Genomic DNA, 25,685 nt, shown 5'->3' on the forward strand with positions numbered 1-25,685 from the left:
GCCCGGCCTAGGCGATCGCCTCGTAGCGGGTCGGGATCGCCACCTCTCCCTCGGACAGCCGCCACGCCTGGTAGGGAAGCTCGTTGCGGGCACGAAGATGGTGCTCCTGGGCGCGGGTGAGAGCGTCGGGACTCCAAGCGGTCGAATCGATGACGCCCTGGCGCACGAGCGGGACCTGCAGGGGGCGAGCTCCGCGCTCAGCAAGCAGCTTCTGCCCCTCCTCCATGGAGGTGCCGACGAGGAGGAGCTCCTCGGAGGCATAGCCGTCGTCGCCCATCACGCGCCCGGCCACCTTGCGGCCGCCGACCGTCGACTTCGACTCGGACTTCTTGGCGACCGGAACGATAGCTCCGGAGGCGTCCTCGCGCGACACAACCTTGTAGACCAGCGCGGCCGTCGGGACTCCGGACCCCGTCACGAGCCTGGTCCCCACGCCGTAGGAATCGACGGGGGCCGCGCCCAGCGCTGCGATCGCATACTCGTCAAGGTCGGAGGTGACCGTGATCTTCGTGGAGGTTGCTCCCATCGCGTCCAGCTGCCCGCGCACCTTGAAGGCCTGAGCAACGAGATCGCCGGAATCCAGGCGCACGGCCCCCAGCTCGCCACCCGCGGCGCGCGCCGCTTCAACGGCGTTGACAACTCCCTGGGCGATGTCGTAGGTGTCGACGAGCAGAGTCGTGCCCGCTCCCAGGGACGCCACCTGCGAATCGAAGGCGTCGCGCTCGCTGTCGTGCAACAGGGTGAAGGCGTGGGCGGCGGTTCCGATCGCGCGGATCCCGTAGCGCTTGGCGGCCTCCAGATCGGAGGTGCCCTGGAAGCCACCGATGATGGCGGCGCGTGCCGCGGACACGGCGGCTCGCTCGTGAGCCCGGCGTGCGCCCATGTCCATGCAGGGGCGTCCGTGAGCTGCGATCGTCATGCGCGACGCTGCCGAAGCAACCGCGCAGTCGTGGTTGAGAATGGACAGCAGGAGGGTTTCGAGCAGGGTGCAGTCGGCAAAGCTCCCCTCGACGGTGAGCAGGGGAGACCCGGGGAAGTAGCACTCTCCCTCGGCGTAGCCCCACATGTCGCCCGTGAAGCGCCACGTGGCCAGGAAGGAGGCGGCCTCCTCGGAGATGATCCCTCGGCTGGAAAGCCACTCGATTTGTTCGCCGTCGAACTCGAAGCGTTCCAGTGCTTCGAGGATGCGTCCCGTTCCCGCCACGACGCCGAAGCGTCGCGTCGCGGGCAGGCGGCGCCCGAAGAGTTCGAAGGTGCAGCGCCGATGCGCGGTCCCGTCCTTCAGGGCGGCGTCGAGCATCGTGAGCTCATACATGTCGGTGAGGAAAGATGTGGATGTCGATGCAGGCATAGTGTGAGTCTACCGTGAGAAGCGTGTCACCGGGGGCGCGAATGCGCTTCCATGGACACCCGATTCACCCTAGGGTTGGCGTATGACAACAATCCTGCAGCCGGCACCGCGCGCGCACGAGGCGGCTTCCGCCGTGCCGCGCTGGCGCGCTGTCGTGTGGGACGACCCGGTGAACCTGATGACCTACGTGACCGCGGTCTTCCGCGAGTACTTCGGATACTCAACGGCGCGCGCGGAAGAACTCATGATGAGGGTACACACTCGCGGACGGGCAACCGTCTCGACGGGGGTGCGCGAGCGCATCGAGGCCGACGTCATGGCGATGCACTCCTACGGGCTTCGAGCCACCCTCGAAGAGGACAAGGGATAGGCGCATGGAGGGCTTCGCTCCTCGAGATGGCGGCTACGCCTCGTCGATGAGCAGCGGCGAGGCTCTCCTCCTGCGCCAGCTGGCCAGCGAGGTCCTCGTCGTCCTTGACGATCCGGGCGAGTGCGCCGTGACGCCCTCGGTACTCAGCGCGCTCACCGAGACCGAACTGCGCAGGGAAGCCCCGCGCGAGCGGAGCCTGGGGATGCTCCTTCCTCCCATGAGTGCGGACTGCGAGGATGCGGCCCGCATGCGCGCGTTGACGGAGGATCTGCTTCGGGCCGAGAAGTCGGCGCGCCTACGCTCCATCATCGCGGACCTCGACAGTATCGTTCATGGGGGCGCCGACACGCTGATCGTGCGCCCCGAGGCGGTCTGGTCCTGGCTCGGCGCGCTCAACGACATTCGCTTGGGGCTGGCCGGCGAGCTGGGGCTGGCCGATCAATCGGATGCGCGGCGCGTTGAGAGGCTGGCCGCGAGTGAGCCGACAGGGGAACACGCGCAGGTTGTCGCCGCCATCTATATGCTCGTAACATGGTGGCAGGACTCCCTCCTGGAAGCTGTGAATAATCCGCGCTAACGCATAAGGTCAAACCATGAACAACGCCCCGATTGGAATCTTCGACTCGGGTCTGGGTGGTCTCACCGTCGCGCGTGCCGTCATCGACAAGCTTCCCGACGAGGAGATCATTTACCTGGGTGACACCGAGCACACGCCCTACGGTTCGCGCGCGATCGCACAGGTGCGCTCGCTGACGCTCTCCGCCCTTGATGAGCTGGCCTCTCGCGGCGTCAAAGCCCTCGTCATCGCCTGCAACACGGCCACGGCCGCAGCGCTCGCGGATGCTCGCGAACGCTACTGGATCGACGCGGGAATACCCGTCATCGAGGTCATTACTCCCGCGGCCCGACAGAGCGTGAGCGCAACCCGCAACCGCCACGTCGGCGTCATCGGAACGAAGGCAACGATCCAGTCGGAGGCCTACCTGCGTGCCCTCGCCGCGGTCCCGGGGCTGCGGGTTACCCAGCAGGCGTGCCCGGCGTTTGTTGACTTTGTCGAGGCCGGGGTGACGACCGGCGACGAGATCGAGGCGGTGGCTACCGAGTACCTGACCCCGCTCAAGGCAGCGGGCGTTGACACGCTCATCCTTGGATGCACTCACTACCCGCTGCTCACTGGGGTCATCAGTCGCGTCATGGGCGATGGCGTGACCCTTGTGACGTCCTCGGAGGCCACGGCAAACATGACCTACAACGAGCTGGTGGACCGCGCTCTCCTGCACGACCCGTGGTCAGAGGGAGCTCGGCCCGAGCATCAGTTCCTGGCGACCGGCGCCTCGGACGCCTTCCCGCTGCTGGCCAGGCGGTTCCTTGGACCCGAGGTCGGATCAGTCGGGCGCGTGCGCACCGGTGGAGGGATCGCGTGAAGCTCACCGTCATCGGTGCGACCGGCTCCATGTCGGGTCCGGAATCGCCCGCATCCTCCTACCTGATTCAAGCACGCGGACGTGATCGGGCCTCGGGGCAGGAGCGGACGTTCTCGCTCGTGTGTGACATCGGCCCGGGCGCTTTCGGTGCTCTGTGGAGGCACGTGTGTCCCCGGGACCTGGACGCGCTGGCTCTGTCTCACTGTCACGCGGACCACATGGGCGACATCATTTCCCTGCAGGTGTATCGCAAGTGGGGGCCGGGTTCCTCCTGCCCGCCGCTGTCGCTGCTCGGGCCCGCGCAGACACTTTCGCGCGTCAGGCAGATCGAGGGCGCGGCGGAGCCTGAGCGATACGAGTGCGAGTTTGCATTCACTCAGCTTCGCCTTGATCACGCCTACGAGGTGGGGCCCCTGACCGTGCGCCCGTATCGCGCGCTGCATCCGGTTGAGGCTTTCGGCCTGCGCATCGAGGGGCCTTCGGAGGAGGATCCGTCGCGCACGGTGGCTCTGTTCTACACCGGCGATACCGACCTGTGCGAATCGATCATTGAGGGCGCCCGCGGCGTGGATCTGCTGCTGAGTGAGGTGGGCTTCACCTCCGATGAGACCGAGCCTGACATGCACATGGACGGCCGTCGGGCGGGCGAGGTCGCGAGGCGGGCAGGCGTCAAGCGGATGCTCGCCACCCACATACAGCCCTGGACCCCCCGCGAGCGGGTGGCGGCGGAGATCCGGCAGACGTGGGATGGGCCCCTGGGGTTCGCGGCTGCGGGCTTGCAGGTGTCACTCTGAGCGAGGAGGAGACGCCGGAGCCGCTAGTCGGCGTGGGTGGAGTAGGCGTTATGCCGCTGCCACTCGGCGAGGTAGGCGGTCACGCGGGCCGGGCCGCCCGCCTCTGACCAGCCGTGGTTCTTGTGTCGCAGGAGGATCTTGCGGGTGCCGAGGGAGGGGAGCGGGGTCACGCGCATGCCGTCGGTGTGGGCGCCGGCCAAGGCCATCGCGGGCAGGATCGTGGATCCGGTGCGGGCGCGCACCAAGGAACGGGCGGCCTCGTAGGTGGTGTAGAGATGGGGGGCCCACGTCGTGGAGGGGAAGGCCTTGGTGATGCGGCGCATGACGTGGTCGCCGCTGCTTCCCGGACTGACCCGCAGCCAGGTCAGGTCGGCGAGGTCTTCGATCGATCCGATGGGGGGCGCGGAGTCGGGGGTGACGAGGACCCAGGGCTCGTCGATGAAGGGCACGTCCGTGTATCCGCGCGGAGCCAGGCCAGGGTTCTCGTCTCTTTCGATGACGAGGATGTCGTAGCGGCCGGTGCGCAGGGAGGCCATGCCGGGGGTTTCCTCGGTTTCCTCGATGCGCAGGTCGATGCCGGGAAGAGCCTCCGTCAGATCCGGTAGGGCAGGGATGAGGGTTGAGCGGCAGATTGTGAGAAAGGCCCCAAGGGTGACGGTTCCGGTGACCTGACCGGTCAGGGGGCGCAGGGCCTTGAGCGCCTCGGCGATGTCGGCGTTGATACGTTCGCCGGCATCGGCGACGATGTTTCCCGCGGGGGTGAGCACCGCTCCGGACGTCGTGCGTTCGACGAGCTTGAGGCCGACTTCTTCTTCCAACTTCTGGATTTGCTGGGACACTGCCGAGGGGGACACCATGAGGATGTCGGCGGCGGCAACGATGCCGCCTTCGCGGGCGACGGACAGGAGGAAGGGCAGTCGGCGAGGATCGATGTCCATGCGAACTCCTTGATTAAGGCAAACTGTAAGATAACTATAGAACCATTCAATTGTGCTTGACCAGTGGAGGGTGCACTATACATGTCATGACCATCTTCTCTCTTGCAATCACGATCCTCGGATGGGTGGGCGCGGCAGCCTCGATCGCCGCCTACTACCTGGTGTCCTCCAAGCGCTTTGCGCCCGATTCGCTGCGCTACCACTCCCTCAACGTCTCCAGCTGCGTGTTCCTGGCGATCGCATGCGCGTCCACCGGCGCGTGGCCGTCCTTCCTGACGAACGCCATCTTCATCAGCGTCGGCGCCACGATGATCTGGCGTGTGCGCGATCGTCTCGCCCGCCGCATCATGCAGGTCCTCCGCTTCTTTGACGTGCGCCGCTACATGCCCCGCCGACTGCGTCCCGCACGCGCGCGCTGAACGGCGCCAGGCGCAACTCGGGGGTTGGGCGGGGCCCAGCCCCCGAATGCGTGCCTGCGGCATCCTGGCGCGGGTCAAGGATCTGTCAAGGCTCACCAAGGAAAGGTCTGTAAGGCCAGCTTCATGGAGGTGTAAGCGAGAATCGATGGAAAAGTCGCGGAAGAACGCTCATCATGGAGGTGCGGTGCTGTGATAGATCCATCGCACGTACTCAAAGAGGAGCACACAATGTCCCGTTTCATCGCATCACTCCTTCAGCGTCTCGTCCATCAGCGCAGAGGACGTCAACAACGCAACCCTCTGCAGTTCTCGATGGACCGTCCCATCATCGGTAACCTCGTGGCCCGCTGATGATGTGAACGCGAGCGCAACAAGAGTGCCGGACACCCGCGGGTGCCCGGCACGGTTGCATACGAGCCAGGGGTGGCCTCAGCCGCGCAGATAGTCCACGATGGCGGGCATGAGGGCGCGGAACGCGATGCCGCGGTGGCTGATTGCGTTCTTCTCCTGCGGACTCATCTGCGCGGTGGTCACCCGATAGCCGTCGGGAATGAAAATCGGGTCGTAGCCGAAGCCGCCCTGCCCGATAGGTTCGCGCGTGAGCGTACCGCGCACCTCGCCTCGGCGAACGACTTCCTCGCCGCCCGGCGTCACCAGGACAGCCGCGGATACGAAGGCTGCCCCGCGATGAGGGTCGGGCACGTCACTGAGCTGGTCGAGGAGCAGAGACAGGTTGGCGGCGTCGTCTCCGTGTCGGCCCGACCATCGCGCGGAAAAGATCCCGGGAGCGCCGCCCAGAACGTCCACCGTGATACCGGAGTCGTCCGCGATCGCTGCCAGGCCGGTGGCGCGCGCCAGGGCTCGCGCCTTGATGAGGGAGTTCTCTTCGAATGTCACCCCATCCTCCACGGGGGAGGGGACGTCAAAGGCACTCATTGGCGCAATGCATCCGGCTTCAAAACCTCGCCACGCATCGGCGAGAATCGCTTCGAGTTCAAAGATCTTATGCGCGTTTGAGGTGGCGAAGACCAGGCGTGCGCTCACGGAGTCACCTCGACGCGTTCCATCAGGGGAGCCTCAAGCGCGAGCTTTTGTGCTCGCGCCAGCTGCGCGTTGCCCGCCGTTGCCAGATCCAGCAGCTCGGAGAGCTCCTCGCGGCTGAAGGGTGCATGCTCGGCCGTGCCCTGCACCTCGATGAAGCGCCCGTCGCCGGTCTGGACGACATTCATATCCGTCTGCGCCCGCACGTCTTCGACGTAGGGCAAGTCCGCCATGGCCGTGCCGTCGATGATCCCCACGGACACGGCCGAGACCGAGTCCGTCAGGACCCGCGCTGAGGGCGTGAGGATTCCGCGTTCCTTCGCCCACGCGATCGCGTCGGCAAGGGCGACGTAGGCGCCGGTGACGGATGCTGTGCGGGTGCCGCCATCGGCGCGCAGGACATCACAGTCCAGGACGATCGTATTCTCGCCCAGGGCGGACACGTCGACGATGCCGCGCAGGGAACGACCGATGAGGCGCGAGATCTCCTGAGTGCGGCCGCCCACCTTACCCTTGACGGACTCTCGGGAGGAGCGCTGCTCGGTTGCGCGCGGGAGCATCGAGTACTCGGCGGTCACCCAGCCTTCACCCGAGTCCCGCTTCCAGCGCGGAACCCCCTCGGTGAAGGAAGCAACGCACAGGACCCGGGTGTTGCCAAACTCAACGAGAACGCTGCCCTCCCCGGTTCCCGACCAGCCGCGGGTCAGGGAAACGGGACGAAGCTGGGACGGGGTGCGGCCATCGGCGCGCAGGGGAGAATTTGTCATAGTGCCTAGGGTAGCTCACCGCGTTACCGTGGAGACATGAGTCTTGATCTACCTCTCGTCCGCGGTCACGTCGACCCGGCCGTCGCTCTGCGTGAATCCGTGGCTCCCGTTGCCCTGGTGCGCGCCGGTGAGGCCGATGTCATCGTCGTGGACGGCGCCGGCTTTGTCCTCCTTGACGAGGCCGAGGCTTCCTCCTCGAACGCCCCGATCCTGCTGCGCCTGACCGGGGATGAAGCCACGCGTGCTGCTGAGGGAGCGACGGCCTCGTTTATCGGGGTCGCGCGCGGACGCTCCGTCGTCGCGATCGAGACGACCCGGGACGAGGTTCGGGGCCGCTGGGAGCACCTGCGCGCGGTCGGGTGGCAACTTGACGGGGACGACGCGGCCCTGGCGCTGAGCGCGCTCGCGCTCGCGGGCTGGCATGCCAACTACCGCTTCTGCCCGTGCTGTGGGGCGCCGGTGCAGCTGGTGACCGGCGGATGGGCCGCGCGATGCGACTCCTGCGATCGACTGGAGTATCCGCGACAGGACCCCGCAGTGATCGTCCTCGTGCAAGACCGCCGTGACCGCGTCCTCCTGGCTCACAACGCGCTGTGGAAACCCGGTTTCGTGTCGCTCATCGCCGGCTATGTTGAGGCTGGGGAATCTCCGGATGTCGCGGTCGCGCGCGAGGTGAGCGAAGAAGTCGGCGTCGCCATCGAAGACGTGTCCTACGTGGCAACCCAGCCGTGGCCGTTCGGACGCTCGCAGATGATGGGATACCGGGCGCGCACAGCCGAGGAGGCTCCCACCCCGATCGCCGACGGCGTAGAGATTGAGTGGGCGCGCTTCTTCAGCCGCGGTCAGCTCGCCCAGGCCCTGGAAGGCGGCGACGTGAGCGCCCCGGGACGCTCGTCGATCGCGTACGCGATGCTCGCCCAGTGGTACGGGGGCGACCTGCCGGAAGGCCCGGGCACGCGGGACGCACCCGATAGAGGCTAATGGGACAATGAGAGCATGATCCCCGAGGAACTACTTGACGCCCTGGATCCCGACCAGCGTGCCGTCGCGACCCAGGTTGCCGGGCCCCTCGCGGTCCTCGCCGGAGCCGGAACGGGAAAGACCCGCGCGATCACGTACCGGATCGCCTACGGTGCCGCGGTTGGGGCGGTCGACCCGTCGAACGTCTTGGCCGTCACTTTCACTCAGCGTGCCGCCTTCGAAATGCGGCATCGTCTGGCCCAGCTGGGCGTTCCCAAGGCGCAGGCGCGGACGTTCCACTCCGCCGCCCTGCGCCAGCTGCGGCACTTCTGGCCGACCGTCGTCGGGGGGCCGCTCCCGGACGTGATTCCACACAAGGCATCCCTCGTGGCCGCCTCCGCTGCACGGCTCGGCATCGCCATCGATCGAACAAACGTGCGTGACATCGCCGCCGAGGTCGAGTGGGCGAAGGTCACGATGGTCGACGCGGCGCACTACGCCGCGCGCGTGGGGCGCCTCGGGCGGGAAGTTCCCGCCGGACTCGACGCCTCCGACATGGCGCGGCTGCTGGACGTCTACGAGGATGCAAAGGCCGAGCGGGGCGTCATCGACTTCGAGGACATCCTCATCTACCTGTGCGGCATGCTTCAGGAAAGAGCCGATGTGGCCGCCGTCGTGCGCAAACAGTATCGATCCTTCGTCGTCGACGAGTTTCAGGATGTCAACCTCCTGCAGGCTCGGCTTCTGGACCTGTGGCTCGGGGGACGCCACGATGTCTGCGTCGTCGGCGACGTCGCGCAGACCATCTACTCCTTCACGGGAGCCTCGCCGCAGTACCTGACCGGATTTGGGCGTAAGCATCCGGGCGCGCGCATCGCCCAGCTCACGCGAGACTATCGGTCGACCCCGCAGATCGTTTCCCTGGCCAATGACGTCCTCGAACGGTCCCAACACCGAGAGGGAACTGTTCGTCTGTCCAGCCAGCGCGATGGCGGCGCGCGGGTTGCCTACCGCACCTACGAGGATGACCGTGCGGAGGCCGAGGGCGTCGCCGACCAGATCGCCGAGCTGATAGCCGGCGGCATGGCCCCCCACTCGATCGCCGTGTTGATGCGCACCAACGGCCAATCCCAAGCCTTCGAAGAGGCCCTGGGTGCGCGGCGGATTCCCGTCGCCGTGGCCGCAGGAAAACCCTTCTTCGCGCGCGACGATGTGCGCACCGCCATCGCTCGCTTGCGCGCGGTTGCAGCCGCACGCGAGGAGGGGGCGCTCGCAGATCTCGTGCGGGACGTTCTCTCCGGGGTCGGCTGGGCGCCCGAGGCTCCCTCGGGACAGGCGGGATCCGAACGCTGGTCCAACATGAATGCCATCGTTGGGTGGGCCGATGACTCTCGGGCGACGAGCCTGGCCGACTTCGTCAGCGAACTCGACGAGAGGATCGCCTATCAGGTCGAACCCGACAAGTCGGGAGTGGAGCTGGCAACCATTCACGCCGCGAAAGGACTTGAATGGGACGCCGTCTTCCTCGTTGGTGTCGCCGAAGGACTCCTGCCCATCTCCTACGCAAAGACCCAGCAGGCACGCGAGGAGGAGAGGCGGCTCCTCTACGTGGCCGTCACCCGCGCCCGGGATCTGCTCTCCCTCTCGTGGGCGCGCTCGCGGGGAACGGATGGGCGCGGGCGACGCAAGCGCAGCCGCCTGCTCGACGGCATCTGGCCCGAGGCTGACGGCGTCGGAGCGCCCAAGAGAAAGCCTCGTTCCTCCAGTCGCGCCCTCAACCGGGCATTCGAGGAGGAGGCGTCGCCGCAGGCCGTCGAGCTCTTTGGGCGCCTCAGGGCGTGGCGCCTCGAGGTGTCCCGACAGGCCGGGGTGCCGCCTTTTGCCGTCTTTACCGACCAGACGCTGCGAGATATAGCCGTCGCCATGCCCAAGACAACCACTCAGCTGCGCGTGATTCGGGGGATCGGCGATGTCAAGGTGCAGCGCTTTGCCGCGCCGGTCCTCGCCCTCGTACGCGGTGAGGAAGTCATCGTCGACGAGGGGGCGTGAGCCGCGCCTAGAGGGCCAGTGTGTCAATGCCGCACGCGCACTCCCGTGACGGAGCCACCCGCTCGACGGTGGTGTGTCCCTCCTCGTCGATTGTCGTCACCCGCGAGCACGCCTCGACGCTGAGTGCTCCCGACGCGAAGTCGCGGACGAGGCCAGCCACGCATGCCGCGGCCGCGAAGTGTGCAAGCAGGCTGAGCGGTCCGAGAGGCCAGCGGATGAGCTCTCGCAGGTTCGTCAGGTGAAAGGGATCATTTTCCGCTCGTGCCCGCTCCTCGCACTGGTAGCAGGGGGTGTGCCCCGGGATGACGAAGGGGCCGATCTCGTAGGAATGCTCCCCTCGAACGACGAGGAGGTGGGGGATGTCCCGAACGGTGAGATCGAAGGGGATGGCGGGGTCGATCGCCCGGTCGCCGGAAACGATAGCGAGGTCCGTGGCACCCTGGTAGTGAAGCTGAGAAGGGCAGATGAGGTCCGAAAGCTCCCGCCGTACGGCCCGCGCGCGTGGCGTTCCGGTGTTGGTTCCCCCAAAGACGCGGTCCCAGTCCTCGTCGACGAGGAGCGTGCCATCGACGCGCAACGCGAAGGAGAGGGAATCGACCAGGCTGCGCAGCGCCAGGAGGGTGGCCGGTACCGCGCCGAGAACGTCAACCGACAGGCGGGGCCTGCGGTCGGTGTGGTCGAGCAGGCCGGACCCGGACAGCGCGGCGAGCAGTTCCGGTGAGGGCGTGGTCGAAGCCGGGCGCTGGCCGACATTGGTGTGATTGGCGAGCCATAGCTGATCGCACGCGTGCAGGTTGTCCAGGAGGACGTGGTGGCTTCGATCGCCGCCGACTTGGGCGCGGCCGGGCCCCCTCCACAGGACGGCGGTGTAACGCGACAGGTTCATGATGTTCTCCTTCAGTTGTTACCTGTTGGATCCATCATGATCTGTTTTGTCTCAGAGAACTCGTCTTTTGAGTAGTCTGTGGATAACTGACCGGTCTACTTCGTCTCGCCGTCCGCGCCTTCCACCTCGTCGCCGGCGTCATCAAGGGACTCTGGCGCCTGCGAGTCCGGGGTGGCCTCGTCTCCGGGGCGAAGGCCGTCGGCCCACCCCAGCGTTCCATCCAGCAACGAATTCAGGGCGGCATCTATCTCGGCGTCCTCGGCTGCCGCCGCTTGACGCAGCGTCAGGAAGGTCTCCGGGGTTGCGAGCTCCGTCTCCGAAGGAACCATGTCGGGGTGCGACCAGAGTGCTTCTCGCGCTCCTCGCCCCCCGTCGGCCTCGACCAGGGAGAAGATCGACGCGGCTCCTCGTGCCTGCCGCGGGCGCATCTGCAACCCGATGAGCGAGCCCAGGACCTCCTCGGCGGGCCCGCCCGTGGCGCGCCGCCTGCGCATCATCTCGCGCAGTGCGTCGGCGTGGGGCAGGTAGGGCAGTGTCGCCTGCGCGGTCACCACCTCGACCCACCCCTCGATGAGGGCCAGCATCGTCTCCAGGCGCGTGAGAGCCCGGCGCTGATCGGGGGTCGTCGACAGAGCGAACACGCCCCCGCTCAGGGCCGACTCAACGGAGGAAGGATCGGAGGGATCGACGGAACGAGCCGCCTGTGTGATGGCGTCGGTGTCGATCGCGATCTGGGACGCGTAGCGCTCAACGGCGCGCACCAAGTCGCCCTCGAGCCAGGGAACCGATGCGAACAGGCGCCTGTGTGCGGCCTCTCGGACGGCGAGAAACTGGCGGACCTCATCGAAGGGAATATCCAGCCCCTCGCAGAACTGGGCGATGTTGTGCGGCACGAGGACAGCGTGCGAGGCGTCGGACAGAGGGATGCCGGTGTCACAGGTGCCGAAGGACTCCCCGGCCAGGGCCGCCAGCGCGCGCGCGATCTGGGCTGAGAACATCATCGCAGACAGGCGCGGCATCATTTCCTGGGTCTTGCCCAGCATGGCCGCCATGCCCTCGGGCAGGGAGTCAATAGCACCCAGGCCGCCCTGATCGAACTGCTGCGAGAGAGCCGAGGAGAGCGCGCGAGAGACATTGAGCGCGATCGGCTCGCAGATCCGCTTCCACATGGGGATCGTGTGCTCAACCCAGGCAACCCTGGTCCACACGTCGCGCGTCACAGGACCCGAGGCAAACTCCGTGACCGCGTCAAGCCACAGATCGGCCACACTCATCGCCTGGCGGGCAGCCTCGGCCTCGGTCGCCGTCGGTGCGGGATCCCCGCCCGCGTAAGCCGTCTGCTTGGCGCTATCCTCCACGACACGCCAGTTGACGGGGCCCGCGGTGGTGTTCATGAGGAACTGGAACTGGCCGAGAGCTGCTCGCATGCGTTCGGGATTGGAGAACTCGGGTGGCAGTTGCGCCGGGTCGAAGCCCTGAGCCTCAAGGGCCCGGGCTGCCTCGGCGGCGGCCTCATCGCCCAGGATCGAGCGCAGGAAATCCTCAAAAGGGGTGCCGGAGTCGTTCTCGTTCATGTCATCAGACTAGCGGCCGCGCGTGCGCTTGGGCTGACAAAAGCCTGCGAAAACGCTGAGAGCTAAAGGGGAATGGGGGAGGAGCGCGTGCGATGCGGTCGCGCCTGGGACACAATGAACCGGTGACTGACATGGAGATGACCCACGCAGCTGACGACGTGATGAGGCCGACCGACGGTGCCGCCGGGGAGCCACCGCTCATCAGCTGGCGTCTTGTCACGGCTATCGTCGCGACCCTCGCGATGGTTGCCGTGCTCTTCTGGATCCCGGTCCCCTTCGTGGTCAATAGCCCCGGACCGACCTTCAACGTCCTCGGATCGTTCAACGGAGAGCCGATGATCCAGATCTCGGGAACCGATCCCACGACCGGGCAAGACGTGCAGCTCGACGAACCGCAGTCGGCATCCTACAAGGACAAAGCGAAGCCCGGGCAGGGGCAGCTGCGCATGGTGACCGTCTCCGAATCCGGCGGACCCGGAAAACGCCTCAGCTTCGCGGAGCTGATCGGCGCATACTTCGACCCCCACTCCCGCATCTTCGACTATGATGCGGTCTACCCCTCCGATGCCACGCGCGAGAAGGTCAGTGAGGCCCAGCAGGCGATGATGCGCAACTCTCAGACCACCTCCCAGGTTGCCGCGCTCGAGTACCTCGGCTGGGAAGTACCCGCGACCGTCACCATCGAGGGGGCCACCGACGGGTCACACGCGGAAGGAGTCGTTGCCCAGGGAGACCGCCTGCTCGCGATCACCACCCCCGACGGAACCCGACACGACGTGACCAGCGCAGCCATGCCCTTTACGCTCATGCGCACGGTCCCGGCCGGATCACACATGACCCTCACGATCGAGCGAGATGGTGAGCAGCAGGACATCTCCTTCGATTCCGTCGCCGCCTCCCAGGGTGAGCCCGGCTCCAAGCTGGGCATCTACCTGTCCGTCGCCCCGACGCTCCCGGTGGACATTGCCTTCAACCTGGAGGGAATCGGTGGGCCCAGCGCGGGCATGATGTTCTCTCTGGGGATCATCGATCGCATGACGCCGGGTGACATGACGGGGGGCAACGCTGTCGCGGGAACCGGAACCATGTCCTACGACGGGCGAGTCGGAGCCATCGGCGGCATCGCACAGAAGATGTGGGGTGCCCACGACGACGGAGCCCAGTGGTTCCTTGCCCCCGCCGACAACTGCTCCGACGTGGTCGGGCACGTTCCCGACGGCCTGCACGTCGTCTCGGTCTCCACGCTTGACGAGGCCGTTACCGCGCTCTCCTCGATCGCCAGCGGCTCCGGGGACACCCTGCCGACCTGCCAGTAGCGTCCCGAGCGCTTCGATGACCACCCGAGGAGAGACGGGTGCATCGGAAGCGGGGCCTCACCTGTCGGTGCGGGCGAGGCGCGGACCCAGTGCTCAGTCGTCCTCGTCGACCGGCTCGAGTGACGCGCGCAGTGCGTCGACCAGGGCGGGAACGAGGACCGAACCCTGCCCAACCTTGTCATCGGAATCGAATGCGCGGGTGCGCAGCGCGCACCACGACTCGCCCGAACGCAAGACCCCCACCGCCAGGCGCACGTCCGTGCGTGAGGGATGGGCGGAGATGAAGGCGAGGGCCTCCTCGGGATCCTCGGGCGCCTCATCCTCAACCTCCGGAGGCACGACGATGCGCTCCACGGTGATCGCCGCCCCGGGAACCGTCTGCGGCCACGCCAGGTGGGCGAGCACCTGCTCGATATCGTCCTGGGCGAGATCCTCCTGAATGATCGCACTCAGATGGTCCTGGGAGCCGTCCCACCCCGCGCGGAGCTGATCGGCGATGTCGGCGGGAAGGCCAGGATCAGCCAACAGCGTGGACGTCGGCACCAGCGCATAGATGGAAGGCGCGTGATCCCACCCAACGCGCGCGGCCCCCTTCTCGATGTCGACGACGACGTTGGCCAGCGCGACCTGGCGCGCACTCGGCATCATTTCAACACTCATGACCCCATAATCTCACGGAGAGCGGACACAGCCGACACGAAGAAGACCCTGACCGCGGCTACACTGTTGTGAAGCTGCCGGTACAACAGAGAGGAATGCCGTGAGCTCCCCCTTTTCGTTCCCTCGCTCGCCCGGGTCTCGGCCACGACGAGACGGTGACGCGCCCACCTCGCGCGTGAAGCCCCGCAAGCCCGGTCCGGCATCGATCACGCTCGTCGTTCTTATCGCCCTGGGCGCCATTATCTACGCGGCCTCCATCGTGTGGACGGAGATCCTGTGGTACCGCCAGATGAGTGCCACCCGCGTCATCCTCACCCAGTGGGGGGCGCACATCGGCCTCTTCGCGGTCGGTTTTCTGGCCGCAACCGCGATGGTGTACTGTGCGATGGCCTACGCCTACCGACACCGTGCCTCCTCGGTGCGCGGCGAGACGTCTGCGGCGCTGCGAGGGTATCAGGAGGCCCTCGAACCCGTTCGCCGCGTGGCATTTTGGGCGGTAGCCCTGTTCTTCGGGTTTACGAACGGTGCCCGACTGGCCACCGAGTGGCAGACGCTCCTCCAGTTCCTCAACAGCTCCTCCTTTGGCCAGGTGGACCCACAGTTCGGGCTGGACATCTCCTTCTTCGTGTTCGTGCTGCCCGCCCTCAAGGTGCTGGTCTCCTTCCTGATGACGGTGACCAGCATCGGACTGGTTGCCTCCATCGTCGTGTCCTACCTCTACGGGACGATGCGGCTGACCCCACGACCCCACGCCTCCAAACACGCGCGCCTCCAAAGCGGCATCATGGCGGCGTGCCTGTCGCTCTTCATCGCGGCGCACTACTGGCTCGGCCGCTACGAGCTACTGACCCAGGACTCCGGGTCGATCCACGGGGCCCTCTACTCCGACATCAACGCGACGCTGCCCGCCTACTCGATCCTGGCCGCCGTGTCCGCCCTGGTTGCCGTCCTCTTCGTGGTCGCCGCCTTCCGCGGGACATGGAGGCTGCCCGTGACGGGTGTGGCCGTCACCGTCATCGCCGCCCTCGTGCTGGGGGGCGCGTACCCCGCGCTCGTCCAGCAGTTCCGCGTGCGCCCGAACCAGCGAAGCTTCGAATCACCCTACATTCAGCGCAACATCGACGCCACGCTGGCTGCCTACGGGTTGGAGAACCTCGACTATCAGACCAACTACGATGCCGCAACCACCGCCTCGGCGGGACAATTCGACAACGAGACGCTGACCTCGCAGGTGCGCCTGCTCGATCCGAAGGTCATTACCAAGACGGTCCAGCAGCTGCAGCAGTCGCGCTTGTACTACGGCTTCAACTCCGGAATGAAAGTCGATCGCTACAACGTGGGGGGCGAGCGTCGCGACACCGTGATCTCCGTTCGTGAACTCAACCTCTCCGGCCTGTCCGCCGAACAGCAGACGTGGGTCAACCAGCACACCGTGTACACACACGGGTACGGTGCCATCGCCGCCTACGGCAACCAGCTGACCAGCGATGGGCTGCCCTCGTACTGGGAGCAGTCGGTGCCGTCAATCGGTGAAATGGGCGACTATGAGGAGAGGGTCTACTTCAGCCCGAATGCGCCCGACTACTCCATCGTCGGTGCGCCCGAGGGAGCCGAGCCGCAGGAACTCGACTATCCGGATGACACGGCCGTCGGCGGCCAAGTGTCCACGACGTTCACCGGCAACGGCGGGCCATCGGTGGGCAACGTGTGGAACAAGCTCCTCTATTCCATCAAGTTCGGGTCAACAGACCTCTTCTTCTCCTCTCAGACGAACGAGGCGTCGCAGATCCTCTACGATCGAGACCCCTTGCAGCGGGTGGCGAAGGTGGCCCCCTACCTCACCCTCGAGCAGTCTGCCTACCCCGCGGTCGTCGACATGGACGACGACGCCTCGACGCCCAAGCGTCTCGTGTGGGTGGTGGATGCCTACACCACGACGAACAACTACCCCTACGCGCAGCACGAGGCCCTCTCGGACGCAACCGTCGACTCCCAGTCCACCGAGATTGGCCAGTACGTCCAGGCAAACAAGATCAACTACATGCGCAACTCTGTCAAGGCCGTCGTTGACGCGTACGACGGGTCGGTGCGCCTGTTCCGGTGGGACGAGTCCGATCCGATCCTGCGCACGTGGGAGAAGATCTACCCCGGCTCCGTGGAGTCCATGTCCGCGATCTCCGGTGACCTCATGAGCCACCTGCGCTACCCCGAGGACATGTTCAAGGTGCAGCGCAACCTGCTGGCCACCTACCACGTCACCGATGCCGCAGGCTTCTACTCGGGTGGTGACCGCTGGCGCCTCGCCGAGGAGACCTCAACCTACGGGGGAGCTTCTTCCACGAAGGCAACCGAGCGCGTGGATGCCGCGGGCAACCCCGTTGCGCCGCCGACAGCGCTTCAGCCCCCCTACTACCTGACCATGCAGATGCCCGGCCAGGACAGCGCCGAGTTCTCGCTGACGTCAGTCTTCGTTCCCGGTGGCGGCGGGGAGGGACGCCGCGAAGCCATGGCCGGATTCCTGGCCGTCGACTCCGAGACGGGAAACACTGCCGGCCAGGTGCGTGAGGGCTACGGCAAGCTCCGTCTCCTCGCGCTGCCCTCCTCCACGACCGTCCCCGGACCGGGTCAGGTCCAGAACAAGTACGACTCGGACGAGAAGATCGCCACCCAGCTGAATCTACTCAACCAGGCGGATTCGACCGTCATTCGCGGAAACCTCCTGACGCTGCCGGTTGGTGGGGGACTGCTGTACGTGCAGCCCGTCTACGTCCAGGGCACAGGATCGGCGTCCTACCCGGTTCTTCGCTCGGTCCTGACTGCCTTCGGCGACAAGGTCGGATTCGCGCCGACACTCGAAGAGTCCCTGCGTCAGCTCGTCGCTGACGATGGGGGATCATCGAGGGCCCCGGCCGCGCCTGCGAACCCGTCCCCCGACGACGGCACCCAGTCCGGGGCAACTGCGCCCTCGACAGACGCAAGCGCTCAGCTGACCCAAGCCGTCCACGACGCTGCGCAGGCGATGCGCGACGCGGACGCGGCGATGAGCAAGTCCGACTGGGCGGCGTACGGGCAGGCTCAGACGCGCCTGCGCGAGGCCCTCTCTCGCGCCGAGGCCGCCCAGAGCGCGCTTGGCGCGGCGGGAACACCCACCTCCTCGCCGAGTCCGAGCGCCTCGCCCTCGGCTGAGCCGCAGAGCGGCTCGTAGGACGAGGCCGACCGGCAAGGGAGCGCGCGGTGGCGTCCTGCAAGTGGTCTGCGGAGCCGCCGGTACCGCGGCGCCGACGCTCGCTTCAGGAGGAGCGCGCCGGGCGTACAACACCCCCTCGTTGCGCGCCCGCGTGAGCCTCGGCATCGTGCTGGCCCTCCAGTCGACCTACCTGGTAACCCGCTTCCTCCCAGTGGGTTCGGTGAGCATGGACGTGTATCTCCATCTGATCTCCCACTGGTCCATGTGGATGTGGTATGCCATCGACCTGGCCGCGCTCATCCTCGCGGTGGTCGTGGCGGTGACGCACGCGACGGGAGCCCGCTACGCCCTCGCCGGACTCCTCCTGGTCGCGAGGCTCCTAGTGAGACCCGCCGTCAGCGTCTTTTGCGACAATGCCCCTTGGTACTCTGCTTTCCGACCTCCCAACTACGGTCTCTACGCCAATATGTCGGCCTTCTTCTACTGGCGCTCGCTCGCTTTCTGGGTGCTCGGGTGGGTTCTTGTCGCCTGCGCGATCTGCCTGGCGATCCCCGAACGGCGCGGCGACAAGGAGGGTGCACTCGGCGGTGCCACCGCGCAGGGCGCTCTCGTCGGCCCGCACCCAACGCCCGCGCCGAGAGGGGGAGCGGCGGGCGTCGGCGCGACTTCCGGGGCCCGAGCGGGGCAAGAGTTTCCTGCCCCGAGCGGGACGCCCGTCGCCGTACCAACCGCTGCCTTTCCTCCCCCGAGCGGGACGCCCGTCGCCGTGACGGACGAGGAGGATCGCGGCGCGCCGCACTAGGTGAGAAACCGACACCACCGCTGCCGCGGCTCCCGTTGCGCCTAGGACGTACATCACCGCTTTCGGTTTGTGCCCCTCCCGGCGGGGCGCTAAACTATACAGAGCCGACGCGGGGTGGAGCAGTTCGGTAGCTCGCCGGGCTCATAACCCGGAGGTCGCAGGTTCAAATCCTGTCCCCGCTACCACCACAGACCCGGTCCCGTGAGGGGCCGGGTCTTGTTTGTTCTCCGGTCGTTTCACGCTGTGAACGCCTTGACTTATCGGTCAGTCGCCGCGATAGTATTGACCGTTGGTCATCAGGAAGTGCGCCTTTGGGTGCGAGAGGAATGTAGATGAGCACTATCGACCCGTCGCAGCTCAGCGCTGCCGACATGAGCAATCCGTCGCTGACGCCCCAGGATCTTGCGGATATTACGGCCGCGCGCCCGGATCTGCGCCCCTACGTTGCAACCCACCCGTCTCTCTACCCCGCCCTCGGCCAGTGGCTGGCGGACCAGGGCGTGGTGCCCGCGCAGCCTCCGATGGCCGCCCCTGCGCCGTTCGCCGAGAGCCCCGAGGTCGGACAAGCCTACGACCCGCAGCCCGAGGCCGAGGCGGCTCACGACAACCCCAATGACTCCTGGGCCGCGCAGCCCGATGCCACGGCTCAGGGAAACGCCGCCGATCCTCTTCCTGAGGGGACCACGGACTCGGCAGCGCCCGAGACCTACGACGGGGCCACCGAGGCACCCGCAGAAGCGGTGTCGGCCCCCATCGAGCAGACGCATCCGTCGGACGAGGCTCCGCTCGGGCTGGCAGAGGAAGCCTCCTCCCCGGTGGAGGAACCCCCGTTCGCGCCCGTCGAAGAGATGACCGCCCCCGTCGAAGAGCCGCCCGCGGCGCAGACCACTGTCTCCCATGGGACTTCCGAGGCGCCGGTCGGCCCATACGCTCCGGCGAGCGAGGCAACGCAGTCGGCGGGAGTAACCCTGTCGGACGAGGACCTCGAACGGACCATCGTCGAAGGAACGCGCGAGAAGACGGCCGCTGAGATCGCCGCCGAAGAGTACGGCGCGGGCGTCCAAGCGAACGGTTACGCGCAGCAGGGGAGCCCGCAGCAGGGATTCGGACAGAACCAGTACGGTCAGCCCGGGTATGCGCCCGCCTCCCAGCCGGGGCAGGCTCAGTACGGCCCCCAGGGCGGCCAGCGGGGCTATGCCCCCGGTCCCCAGCAGGGACAGGGCCAGTACGGCCCCCAGGGTGGCCAGCAGGGGGCCAGCGCGGGACAGCAGTTCGGCGCGGCCGCTCAGCAGTTCGGCGCGGCCGCCGGCACCGCGTTCAATCAGTTCCAGACCGCCGTCGTGGCAGAAACCGGCAAGGTGAGCGGACGCTCCGTGCGCGCCACCTACTCGCTGATCGGCATGTTCGCCGCGGTCGTCCTGTCCTTCATCTCGATGGTTCTGCCGTTCGCGTCGTACGGCGGTTACTCCGTCTCCCTGTTTGATATCGGCGGCTATGCCTTCTTCCACATGGTGCTTCTCCTGGCGGTCGCCGGCCTCGGTGTTGCCTACTGGTTCACCAACCAGAAGTGGGCGTTCATTGCTGCCGGTGCCACCGGCATTGTCGCCGCCTTCTTCGGCATTATTCGGGTCCTGCAGATCGTGTTCGGCATCGCGGACCTTGGCTTTGGTGGCATTCTCTTCTTCCTCTTCTCGATCGGCCTCGGCGCGGGAGGCGTTCTGCTCCTCCTTGAACTCAAGAACGGAAAGGTCGCGCCGATCAACAACCCGACTGCATTTGGCGGCACCTTCGCCTCCGCACCCGCGAACCAGCAGGGTCAGGGTGGTTTCCAGGCGCCTCAGGCCGGTCAGGGCCAGTACGGCGGCCGACCGGGTCAGGGTGGTTTCCAGGCTCCCCAGGCTGGTCAGGGCCAGTATGGCGGTGCGCAGCAGCAGGGTGGTTTCCAGGCGCCTCAGGCCGGTCAGGGCCAGTACGGCGGCCAGCCGGGTCAGTACGGTGGTGCGCAGGGCCAGGGTGGTTTCCAGGCGCCCCAGGCTGGTCAGGGCCAGTACGGCGGCCGACCGGGTCAGGGTGGTTTCCAAGCCCCGCAGGCCGGTCAGGGTCAGTACGGCGGTGCGCAGGGGCAGGGTGGTTTCCAGGCTCCTCAGGCTGGTCAGGGCCAGTACGGCGGCCAGCCGGGTCAGTATGGCGGTGCGCAGGGTCAGGGTGGTTTCCAGGCACCGCAGGCTGGTCAGGGCCAGTACGGCGGCCAGCCGGGCCAGCAGTCGAACAAGCCCTACAACCCCTTCGGCCCGCAGGCGTGAGGTGCTGACAGGAGGATAGAGGAGGATGGGCCCGCGGCGACGCGGGCTCATCCCTTTGCGCGTGCGAAGAGCGCTACTCGTCCTCCTCCTCGGTGACATCCACACCGGCAACCCCATCAAGGTCGGCCAACGTCGTCACCAGTAACGACTGAGACAGGTCCTGGCGCGTGGCGGCGGTAAAACGTGCCGTGGACGAACGATCGCTCGAGGACGTGCGGGTGGACACGGCGGAGACCGCCCAACCGAGGGAAGAAACCTGGCCGAGGAGCGCGGAGAGAACCCCGTGACCGGGCGTGTAGTGGACGGTCAGCGTCACCTTGTGTCCGTGCGTGCGCATGATGATGAACTGTACGAGCGGCGTCAACAGGGCGATCACGAGGAAATGCAGCGCAGTCCCGGCGATGGCGAGCCACCACAAGCCCGCCCCGCACGCCATGCCAATCGCCGCCGTCTCCCAAATGGTGGCAGCGGTGGTCAGCCCTCGGATTGCTCCGTGCCTGGTGAGAATGATACCCGCCCCGAGAAAACCGATTCCCGAGACGATCTGGGAGGCTACTCGCGAGGGGTCATACCGCGTGATGCCGTCAACGAGGATGTCGGAGAAGCCGTACTTGGAGATGAGCATCATGAGGCAAGCCGTCAGGCCGACGATCGCCTGCGTGCGAATGCCCGCGCTCTTTCCGCGAATCTGGCGCTCAATGCCGATAGCGGCAGAGAGAACGAGGGCGAGAAGCATCCAACAGATGCTTTCGAGGGATTGCGACATGGTGGCCTCCTGGTGTGCACGGGTGGGATTAGTCTAGCCGGGCCGCGCCGCCGGGCCACGCGGGGCGCAACGAGGACACCGAGGAGAGGAAAGCGGCCACGGCCTCGTTAAAGACCGAGGAAAGAGAGGCTCAACGACGACGCAATGCCTCGGGCATTAAGATGGGACTCACGACCGACAGACGAGGAACCCAGTCATGGCAACCCCAACCCCCGATGACGTCGCCAGCGAGCTGCGCCAGCGCACGGATACCCAGCTCAAGCGCGGCCTGGCATCGCGCCACATGCAGATGATTGCGATCGGCGGAGCAATCGGAACAGGTCTCTTCTTGGCCTCCGGTGCGACCGTCGCCAACGCGGGACCGGGCGGTGCGCTCGTCGCCTACGCCGCCATCGGCCTCATGGTGCTTCTCCTCATGCAGTCTCTGGGGGAGATGAGCGCTCACCAGCCGGTCGCGGGATCGTTCCAGACCTTCGCCACGAAGTTCATCTCCCCGTCCTTCGGGTTTGCGATGGGGTGGAACTACTGGTTCAACTGGGCGGTCACGGTTGCGGCCGACCTGGTCGCCTCCGGGCTGGTCATGGCCTACTGGTTCCCTCAGGTTCCCTCGTGGATCTGGGCGGTCGTGTTCCTCGTCATCGTCGTCGGTCTCAACGCTCTGTCGGCACGCGTCTACGGCGAGGCGGAGTTCTGGCTGGCCGCGGTCAAGGTGGTCATCGTCGTCGTCTTCGTGATCTCGGGCGTCTTCATGATCGCCGGGGTGATGGGAACGAACTCGCCGGGCCTGTCGAATTGGACGACCGGCGATGCCCCCTTCCACAACGGCTTCGTTGGGATCATCGCGGTCTTCATGATCGCCGGGTTCTCCTTCCAGGGCACCGAACTCGTCGGAGTCGCGGCGGGGGAGTCCGAGAATCCGCGCCGGGATGTTCCGCGCTCCATCCGCACGGTTTTCTGGCGCATCATGTTCTTCTACATCGGAGCGATCGCGATCATCGGTACCCTCCTTCCCTACACGGACCCGAGCCTGCTGAGCGCCGCCGACGACACGGCCAACAATGTAGCCCAGTCGCCCTTCACCCTGGTCTTCGCGCGCATGGGCATTGGAGCCGCGGCAGCCGTCATGAACGCGGTCATCCTCACCTCGATCCTGTCGGCGGGCAACTCGGGCCTGTACGCGGCCTCGCGCATGCTGCACTCGATGGCGCTCAAGGGGCAGGCCCCCGCCCTGTTCGCGCGCGTCACCAAGGGCGGTGTCCCCGGCTACGCGATGGCCCTGACGACGGTGATGGCGGCCTGCGGCTTCCTCACGCAGCTCGTGTTTGAGGACGCCTACACGTGGCTGGTCAACATCGTCGGCATTTCCGGGATCATCATGTGGTTGGGCATCGCCGTCAGTCATATTCGTTTCAGGCGTGCCTACCTCCTGCAGGGCAACCGTCTGGAGGACCTACCCTACCGATCCCCGTTCTTCCCGGCCGGGCCGATCATCGCGTTCGTCATGTGCCTGGTGGTCATGGCCGGGCAAAACTACGAGGCCGTCCTGCACGGGCAGGTGTGGGAGGTCGCCTCCTCCTACATTGGCCTGCCCCTGTTTGCTCTCGTGTGGTGGGGATTCCACGTCGCCAGGAAGGACCGGATGGTCTCCCTGGAGGAGATGGACGTGGCAGGCGTCGATATCGAGCCGATCTCCCGGTAGCCTGCGCCGGGTCCGCCTCGGGGGCACGCCGATGCGCGTCGTGTCACCCCTGGCGCTTTCCTCGGCGTGGCGGGGAGAAGCTCGTGCCAGGGTCCTTAGGATGGGCCCATGATCAACACGCGACGCATCCTTGCCGCCATCGCACTGTCCGCCCTTGCCCTCGGGGCGAGCGCGTGTTCGCCGAAGGCAGGCCAGCAGCAGTCGGATCCCGCGGCATCGGCCACCACCCCCGGTCCTTCGGCTTCCCCGACGCAGGCTCCGCCGCAGAGCGACGCCGCCGCGCAGAGCGGCGCGAGCAGCGAGGGGACCCAGACACCCGAGGTGAACGTCACCGACGACGAGGCCCGCTGCGATCTGGCGAACCTTCAGCCCGCAGTCGCGAGCCGCCAGGAGGCCGGGGGGACGACATACGTTGAGCTGTCGTTCACGAACGAGGGACCGGCGTGCTGGATCGGGGGATTCCCGTCGGTCGTCTTCTCCTCGGCCGGGACCACCGCGCCCAGCGCCGTGCGTGACGGGGAGGATCCCGGTAACGTCTACACGATCGCCGAGGGTGGGCGCGTCGGCGTGACGCTGACCGCCGAGGCAGTGGACGGCGTCGAGGGCTGCACGCCGACCGACGTGGACATGGTCGATGTTTCTTCCGACGGGGGCGGCGCCTCGACCTCCCTGCAGCTGCCCCTGCGCGTGTGCCAGGAGATCCCCTCGGTCGCGGTCAGCCCCTTCGAGCCGCGCCCCTGAGAGCTTCTGTCTGTTCGTGGACCCTCGTTGGGAGAAGCAGGCGACCGGAATAGGTTCTGGGAGACAAGCCTGATACTCTCTATACCGGCTGGAAGGGTCCGCACGCGCGCCACCGCCCCGAGGGGGTGGCGGCGTCGGCGAGGAATTCCTTTCGTCATCGGAACCAGAGCCTCGCTGGATAGGCGCGAGCGCCGTTCACCACAACCGTAAGGAGACACCCATGGGCATGCGGACAACAACGCAGTCGTTCCAGATCAACCTACCGTTTGAGCAGCTTTTTCAGGCGGCCCCCGCGGCCGTCCAGACGATCCCGTCGACGACGCTGACGGGTGCGGACATGAACGGCCGCGTCGTCACGTTCGAAACGCCGCTGGGCCTCATGTCGTGGGGTGAACGCATCGTCGTCGGCTTCATCCCCGTCGAAGGCGGCACCGTCATCGAGGTGACCTGCTCGACGAAGGGGCTCCCCAACCTCATGCAGGACAGCCGCAACCGCTCGATGATCGCCCGATTCATCACCGCGCTGTCGAGTCTGGTGCAGACCCCCGCCACCGAGGTTGCCCGCTCCTGACGGCGCGCGACGTGGCCTCGGCTGGCTGAGCTGCCTCCCGTTTCTTGGACATGGATATTGACGTCTGAGGAATGGGAGGCTTTTCGTGCCTGTGGATCTGCGTGTGAGGGCGCGCGGGGGACACGGGCGGGCGTTGCCGGGGCGAAAGCCCCCGCGCGGACGCCACTCAGCGGTGGTACCGGGGGCTGGTCCCGATGTGGGTGGGGTAGGAGTTTGTGGCGGCCTTCAGCTGCGACTCGTCGAGGCCGCGATAGACGTAGGAGGAGTCTTCCTCGATTTCGGAAGGACTGACCAAGCCATCCGCGTACAGCCGGACCTCCTCCGCCGTGGGGGAGGGGGCGAGGCCTCCCCCCTTGTCCATGAGCGGGTTTTCGTCGGGGTACTGGGAGGGATCCGTGCTGAGCATCGCGCCGAGGGACGCCACGCCGTATCCCGTGTACGGGTTCCACGCGCCCTCGTTGTTGAGCGCCGTCTTGGTGAGCAGCTGCAGGAGCTGGTTGGCGGTGGCGTCGGGCCACTTCTGGCGGGCAAGCGCCAGGAAGCCGGCGACCATCGGAGTGGCCATGGACGTTCCGTTGGCGGGTTCGTTCTGCCCGCTCTCGTAGTTGCGCGCGAGAACGGGGCCGCCCAGTGCCGCGGTGGTGACTCCCTGGCCCTTGGAGGAATACGCCGTGGGAACGCCCTCGGTCGTGATCGCTCCGACGCCCACGACACCGGACCACCTGTCGAGGGAGTGGGTGGAAAAGACATCCTCCCCCTCGTTACCGGCGGCAGCAACAACGATAACTCCGCGGCTAAGTGCATGCGCAATCGCCCATTTGAGTTCCTCATCCGTGCTCTGGGAGACACTAATGATCTCGGCACCGTCGTTGACTGCTTGGTTGATGAGCGCAACCTGAGCGATCATGCTTCCTGACTTACTCTTGCAATCTTCGCCCAACGCATCCGGATCGGACTTTACCCGACTTCGATAGCTCAGTACGGTGGCCTTGGGAGCCATACCGTATGTAGGCGAGGCGAGAACTGACACGACTGCGGTCCCGTGGGTTTTGCTCGCCAGACTCGTA

23 protein-coding genes and 1 tRNA gene are annotated in these 25,685 nt (G+C 66.6%); 15 read left to right on the forward strand and 9 right to left on the reverse strand.

Annotation, left to right across the window (positions count from 1 at the left end; genetic code table 11):
• Positions 1-7: 7 nt before the first annotated feature.
• Positions 8-1,351 (reverse strand): nicotinate phosphoribosyltransferase, encoded by a 1,344-nt coding sequence (locus tag HMPREF9006_RS09805; RefSeq protein WP_009213449.1) that lies wholly within the window; start codon positions 1,349-1,351, stop codon positions 8-10.
• Positions 1,352-1,433: 82 nt separating this feature from the next.
• Between HMPREF9006_RS09805 and clpS the strand changes: the two genes are divergently transcribed.
• Genes clpS through HMPREF9006_RS09825 form a run of 4 tightly spaced genes read left to right on the forward strand, consistent with a single transcriptional unit; the run spans position 1,434 to position 3,939 of the window.
• Positions 1,434-1,721: an ATP-dependent Clp protease adapter ClpS gene (gene clpS, locus HMPREF9006_RS09810; RefSeq protein WP_009213450.1), complete on the forward strand. Its 288-nt coding sequence runs from the start codon at positions 1,434-1,436 to the stop codon at positions 1,719-1,721.
• 4 nt (positions 1,722-1,725) lie between these two features.
• The gene (locus HMPREF9006_RS09815; RefSeq protein WP_009213451.1) at positions 1,726-2,298 is read left to right on the forward strand and encodes a DUF2017 family protein; all 573 of its coding nucleotides are present in this window, start codon (positions 1,726-1,728) and stop codon (positions 2,296-2,298) included.
• A 16-nt stretch (positions 2,299-2,314) separates the two neighbouring features.
• On the forward strand, positions 2,315-3,145 hold the full coding sequence (murI, locus tag HMPREF9006_RS09820) for a glutamate racemase (protein ID WP_009213452.1): 831 nt from the start codon (positions 2,315-2,317) through the stop codon (positions 3,143-3,145).
• Positions 3,142-3,939, forward strand: coding sequence for an MBL fold metallo-hydrolase (locus HMPREF9006_RS09825; RefSeq protein ID WP_009213453.1), 798 nt, complete (start codon positions 3,142-3,144; stop codon positions 3,937-3,939). The genes murI and HMPREF9006_RS09825 overlap by 4 nt, the downstream gene beginning before the upstream one ends.
• A 23-nt stretch (positions 3,940-3,962) precedes the next feature.
• Here the strand turns inward: HMPREF9006_RS09825 and HMPREF9006_RS09830 are convergent, their stop codons facing one another.
• Complete coding sequence (locus HMPREF9006_RS09830; RefSeq protein ID WP_009213454.1) at positions 3,963-4,877, reverse strand: LysR family transcriptional regulator; 915 nt, start codon at positions 4,875-4,877, stop codon at positions 3,963-3,965.
• Positions 4,878-4,963: 86 nt separating this feature from the next.
• On the opposite strand from HMPREF9006_RS09830, the gene HMPREF9006_RS09835 reads away from it, so the two are divergent.
• Entirely contained in the window at positions 4,964-5,296 is a 333-nt protein-coding gene (locus HMPREF9006_RS09835; protein WP_009213455.1) for a CBU_0592 family membrane protein, read from the forward strand.
• Between the two features lie 429 nt (positions 5,297-5,725).
• Here HMPREF9006_RS09835 and rdgB read toward each other — a convergent pair whose 3' ends face one another.
• Both rdgB and rph read right to left on the reverse strand, forming a co-directional pair.
• Positions 5,726-6,340, reverse strand: coding sequence for an RdgB/HAM1 family non-canonical purine NTP pyrophosphatase (rdgB, locus tag HMPREF9006_RS09840; protein ID WP_009213457.1), 615 nt, complete (start codon positions 6,338-6,340; stop codon positions 5,726-5,728).
• The gene (rph, locus tag HMPREF9006_RS09845; RefSeq protein ID WP_009213458.1) at positions 6,337-7,104 is read right to left on the reverse strand and encodes a ribonuclease PH; all 768 of its coding nucleotides are present in this window, start codon (positions 7,102-7,104) and stop codon (positions 6,337-6,339) included. The genes rdgB and rph overlap by 4 nt, the downstream gene beginning before the upstream one ends.
• A 36-nt stretch (positions 7,105-7,140) precedes the next feature.
• On the opposite strand from rph, the gene nudC reads away from it, so the two are divergent.
• Together nudC and HMPREF9006_RS09855 are read left to right on the forward strand one after the other, a co-directional pair.
• Complete coding sequence (gene nudC / locus HMPREF9006_RS09850; protein ID WP_009213459.1) at positions 7,141-8,085, forward strand: NAD(+) diphosphatase; 945 nt, start codon at positions 7,141-7,143, stop codon at positions 8,083-8,085.
• Positions 8,086-8,100: 15 nt separating this feature from the next.
• Positions 8,101-10,113 (forward strand): ATP-dependent DNA helicase UvrD2, encoded by a 2,013-nt coding sequence (locus tag HMPREF9006_RS09855; protein WP_009213460.1) that lies wholly within the window; start codon positions 8,101-8,103, stop codon positions 10,111-10,113.
• A 7-nt stretch (positions 10,114-10,120) separates the two neighbouring features.
• Here the strand turns inward: HMPREF9006_RS09855 and HMPREF9006_RS09860 are convergent, their stop codons facing one another.
• Both HMPREF9006_RS09860 and HMPREF9006_RS09865 read right to left on the reverse strand, forming a co-directional pair.
• Positions 10,121-10,999, reverse strand: coding sequence for a hypothetical protein (locus tag HMPREF9006_RS09860; RefSeq protein ID WP_009213461.1), 879 nt, complete (start codon positions 10,997-10,999; stop codon positions 10,121-10,123).
• A gap of 95 nt (positions 11,000-11,094) precedes the next feature.
• Positions 11,095-12,573 carry a zinc-dependent metalloprotease gene (locus HMPREF9006_RS09865; RefSeq protein WP_009213462.1) on the reverse strand — a complete coding sequence of 493 codons (1,479 nt, stop codon included), beginning with the start codon at positions 12,571-12,573 and terminating at the stop codon, positions 11,095-11,097.
• Positions 12,574-12,710: 137 nt separating this feature from the next.
• On the opposite strand from HMPREF9006_RS09865, the gene HMPREF9006_RS09870 reads away from it, so the two are divergent.
• Positions 12,711-13,889 carry a YlbL family protein gene (locus tag HMPREF9006_RS09870; protein ID WP_034232434.1) on the forward strand — a complete coding sequence of 393 codons (1,179 nt, stop codon included), beginning with the start codon at positions 12,711-12,713 and terminating at the stop codon, positions 13,887-13,889.
• Between the two features lie 93 nt (positions 13,890-13,982).
• On the opposite strand, the gene HMPREF9006_RS09875 is transcribed toward HMPREF9006_RS09870, so the two are convergent.
• On the reverse strand, positions 13,983-14,549 hold the full coding sequence (locus HMPREF9006_RS09875; protein ID WP_009213464.1) for a PPA1309 family protein: 567 nt from the start codon (positions 14,547-14,549) through the stop codon (positions 13,983-13,985).
• 175 nt (positions 14,550-14,724) lie between these two features.
• On the opposite strand from HMPREF9006_RS09875, the gene HMPREF9006_RS09880 reads away from it, so the two are divergent.
• From HMPREF9006_RS09880 to HMPREF9006_RS09895, 4 genes are all read left to right on the forward strand, one after another.
• Positions 14,725-17,754 (forward strand): UPF0182 family membrane protein, encoded by a 3,030-nt coding sequence (locus tag HMPREF9006_RS09880; protein WP_009213465.1) that lies wholly within the window; start codon positions 14,725-14,727, stop codon positions 17,752-17,754.
• Between the two features lie 43 nt (positions 17,755-17,797).
• Complete coding sequence (locus HMPREF9006_RS09885) at positions 17,798-18,538, forward strand: hypothetical protein (protein WP_156794410.1); 741 nt, start codon at positions 17,798-17,800, stop codon at positions 18,536-18,538.
• A 108-nt stretch (positions 18,539-18,646) separates the two neighbouring features.
• Positions 18,647-18,723: transfer RNA gene (locus HMPREF9006_RS09890), tRNA-Met, on the forward strand.
• A gap of 147 nt (positions 18,724-18,870) precedes the next feature.
• On the forward strand, positions 18,871-20,841 hold the full coding sequence (locus tag HMPREF9006_RS09895) for a variant leucine-rich repeat-containing protein (RefSeq protein ID WP_009213467.1): 1,971 nt from the start codon (positions 18,871-18,873) through the stop codon (positions 20,839-20,841).
• Between the two features lie 73 nt (positions 20,842-20,914).
• Here HMPREF9006_RS09895 and HMPREF9006_RS09900 read toward each other — a convergent pair whose 3' ends face one another.
• Positions 20,915-21,607 (reverse strand): MgtC/SapB family protein, encoded by a 693-nt coding sequence (locus tag HMPREF9006_RS09900; protein WP_009213468.1) that lies wholly within the window; start codon positions 21,605-21,607, stop codon positions 20,915-20,917.
• A gap of 196 nt (positions 21,608-21,803) precedes the next feature.
• Here HMPREF9006_RS09900 and HMPREF9006_RS09905 point away from each other — a divergent pair, with 196 nt between their 5' ends.
• From HMPREF9006_RS09905 to HMPREF9006_RS09915, 3 genes are all read left to right on the forward strand, one after another.
• A complete protein-coding gene (locus tag HMPREF9006_RS09905; RefSeq protein WP_009213469.1) occupies positions 21,804-23,306 on the forward strand; it encodes an amino acid permease in 1,503 nt (500 codons plus the stop codon).
• Between the two features lie 108 nt (positions 23,307-23,414).
• Positions 23,415-24,047: a DUF4232 domain-containing protein gene (locus HMPREF9006_RS09910; RefSeq protein WP_009213470.1), complete on the forward strand. Its 633-nt coding sequence runs from the start codon at positions 23,415-23,417 to the stop codon at positions 24,045-24,047.
• 220 nt (positions 24,048-24,267) lie between these two features.
• Positions 24,268-24,618, forward strand: a complete 351-nt coding sequence (locus tag HMPREF9006_RS09915; RefSeq protein ID WP_009213471.1) for a hypothetical protein — start codon at positions 24,268-24,270, stop codon at positions 24,616-24,618.
• A 166-nt stretch (positions 24,619-24,784) separates the two neighbouring features.
• On the opposite strand, the gene HMPREF9006_RS09920 is transcribed toward HMPREF9006_RS09915, so the two are convergent.
• Complete coding sequence (locus tag HMPREF9006_RS09920) at positions 24,785-25,678, reverse strand: S8 family peptidase (protein WP_083806978.1); 894 nt, start codon at positions 25,676-25,678, stop codon at positions 24,785-24,787.
• Positions 25,679-25,685: the final 7 nt, after the last annotated feature.

Source organism: Actinomyces sp. oral taxon 180 str. F0310, assembly GCF_000185285.1.
Taxonomy (GTDB): Bacteria; Actinomycetota; Actinomycetes; order Actinomycetales; family Actinomycetaceae; genus Pauljensenia.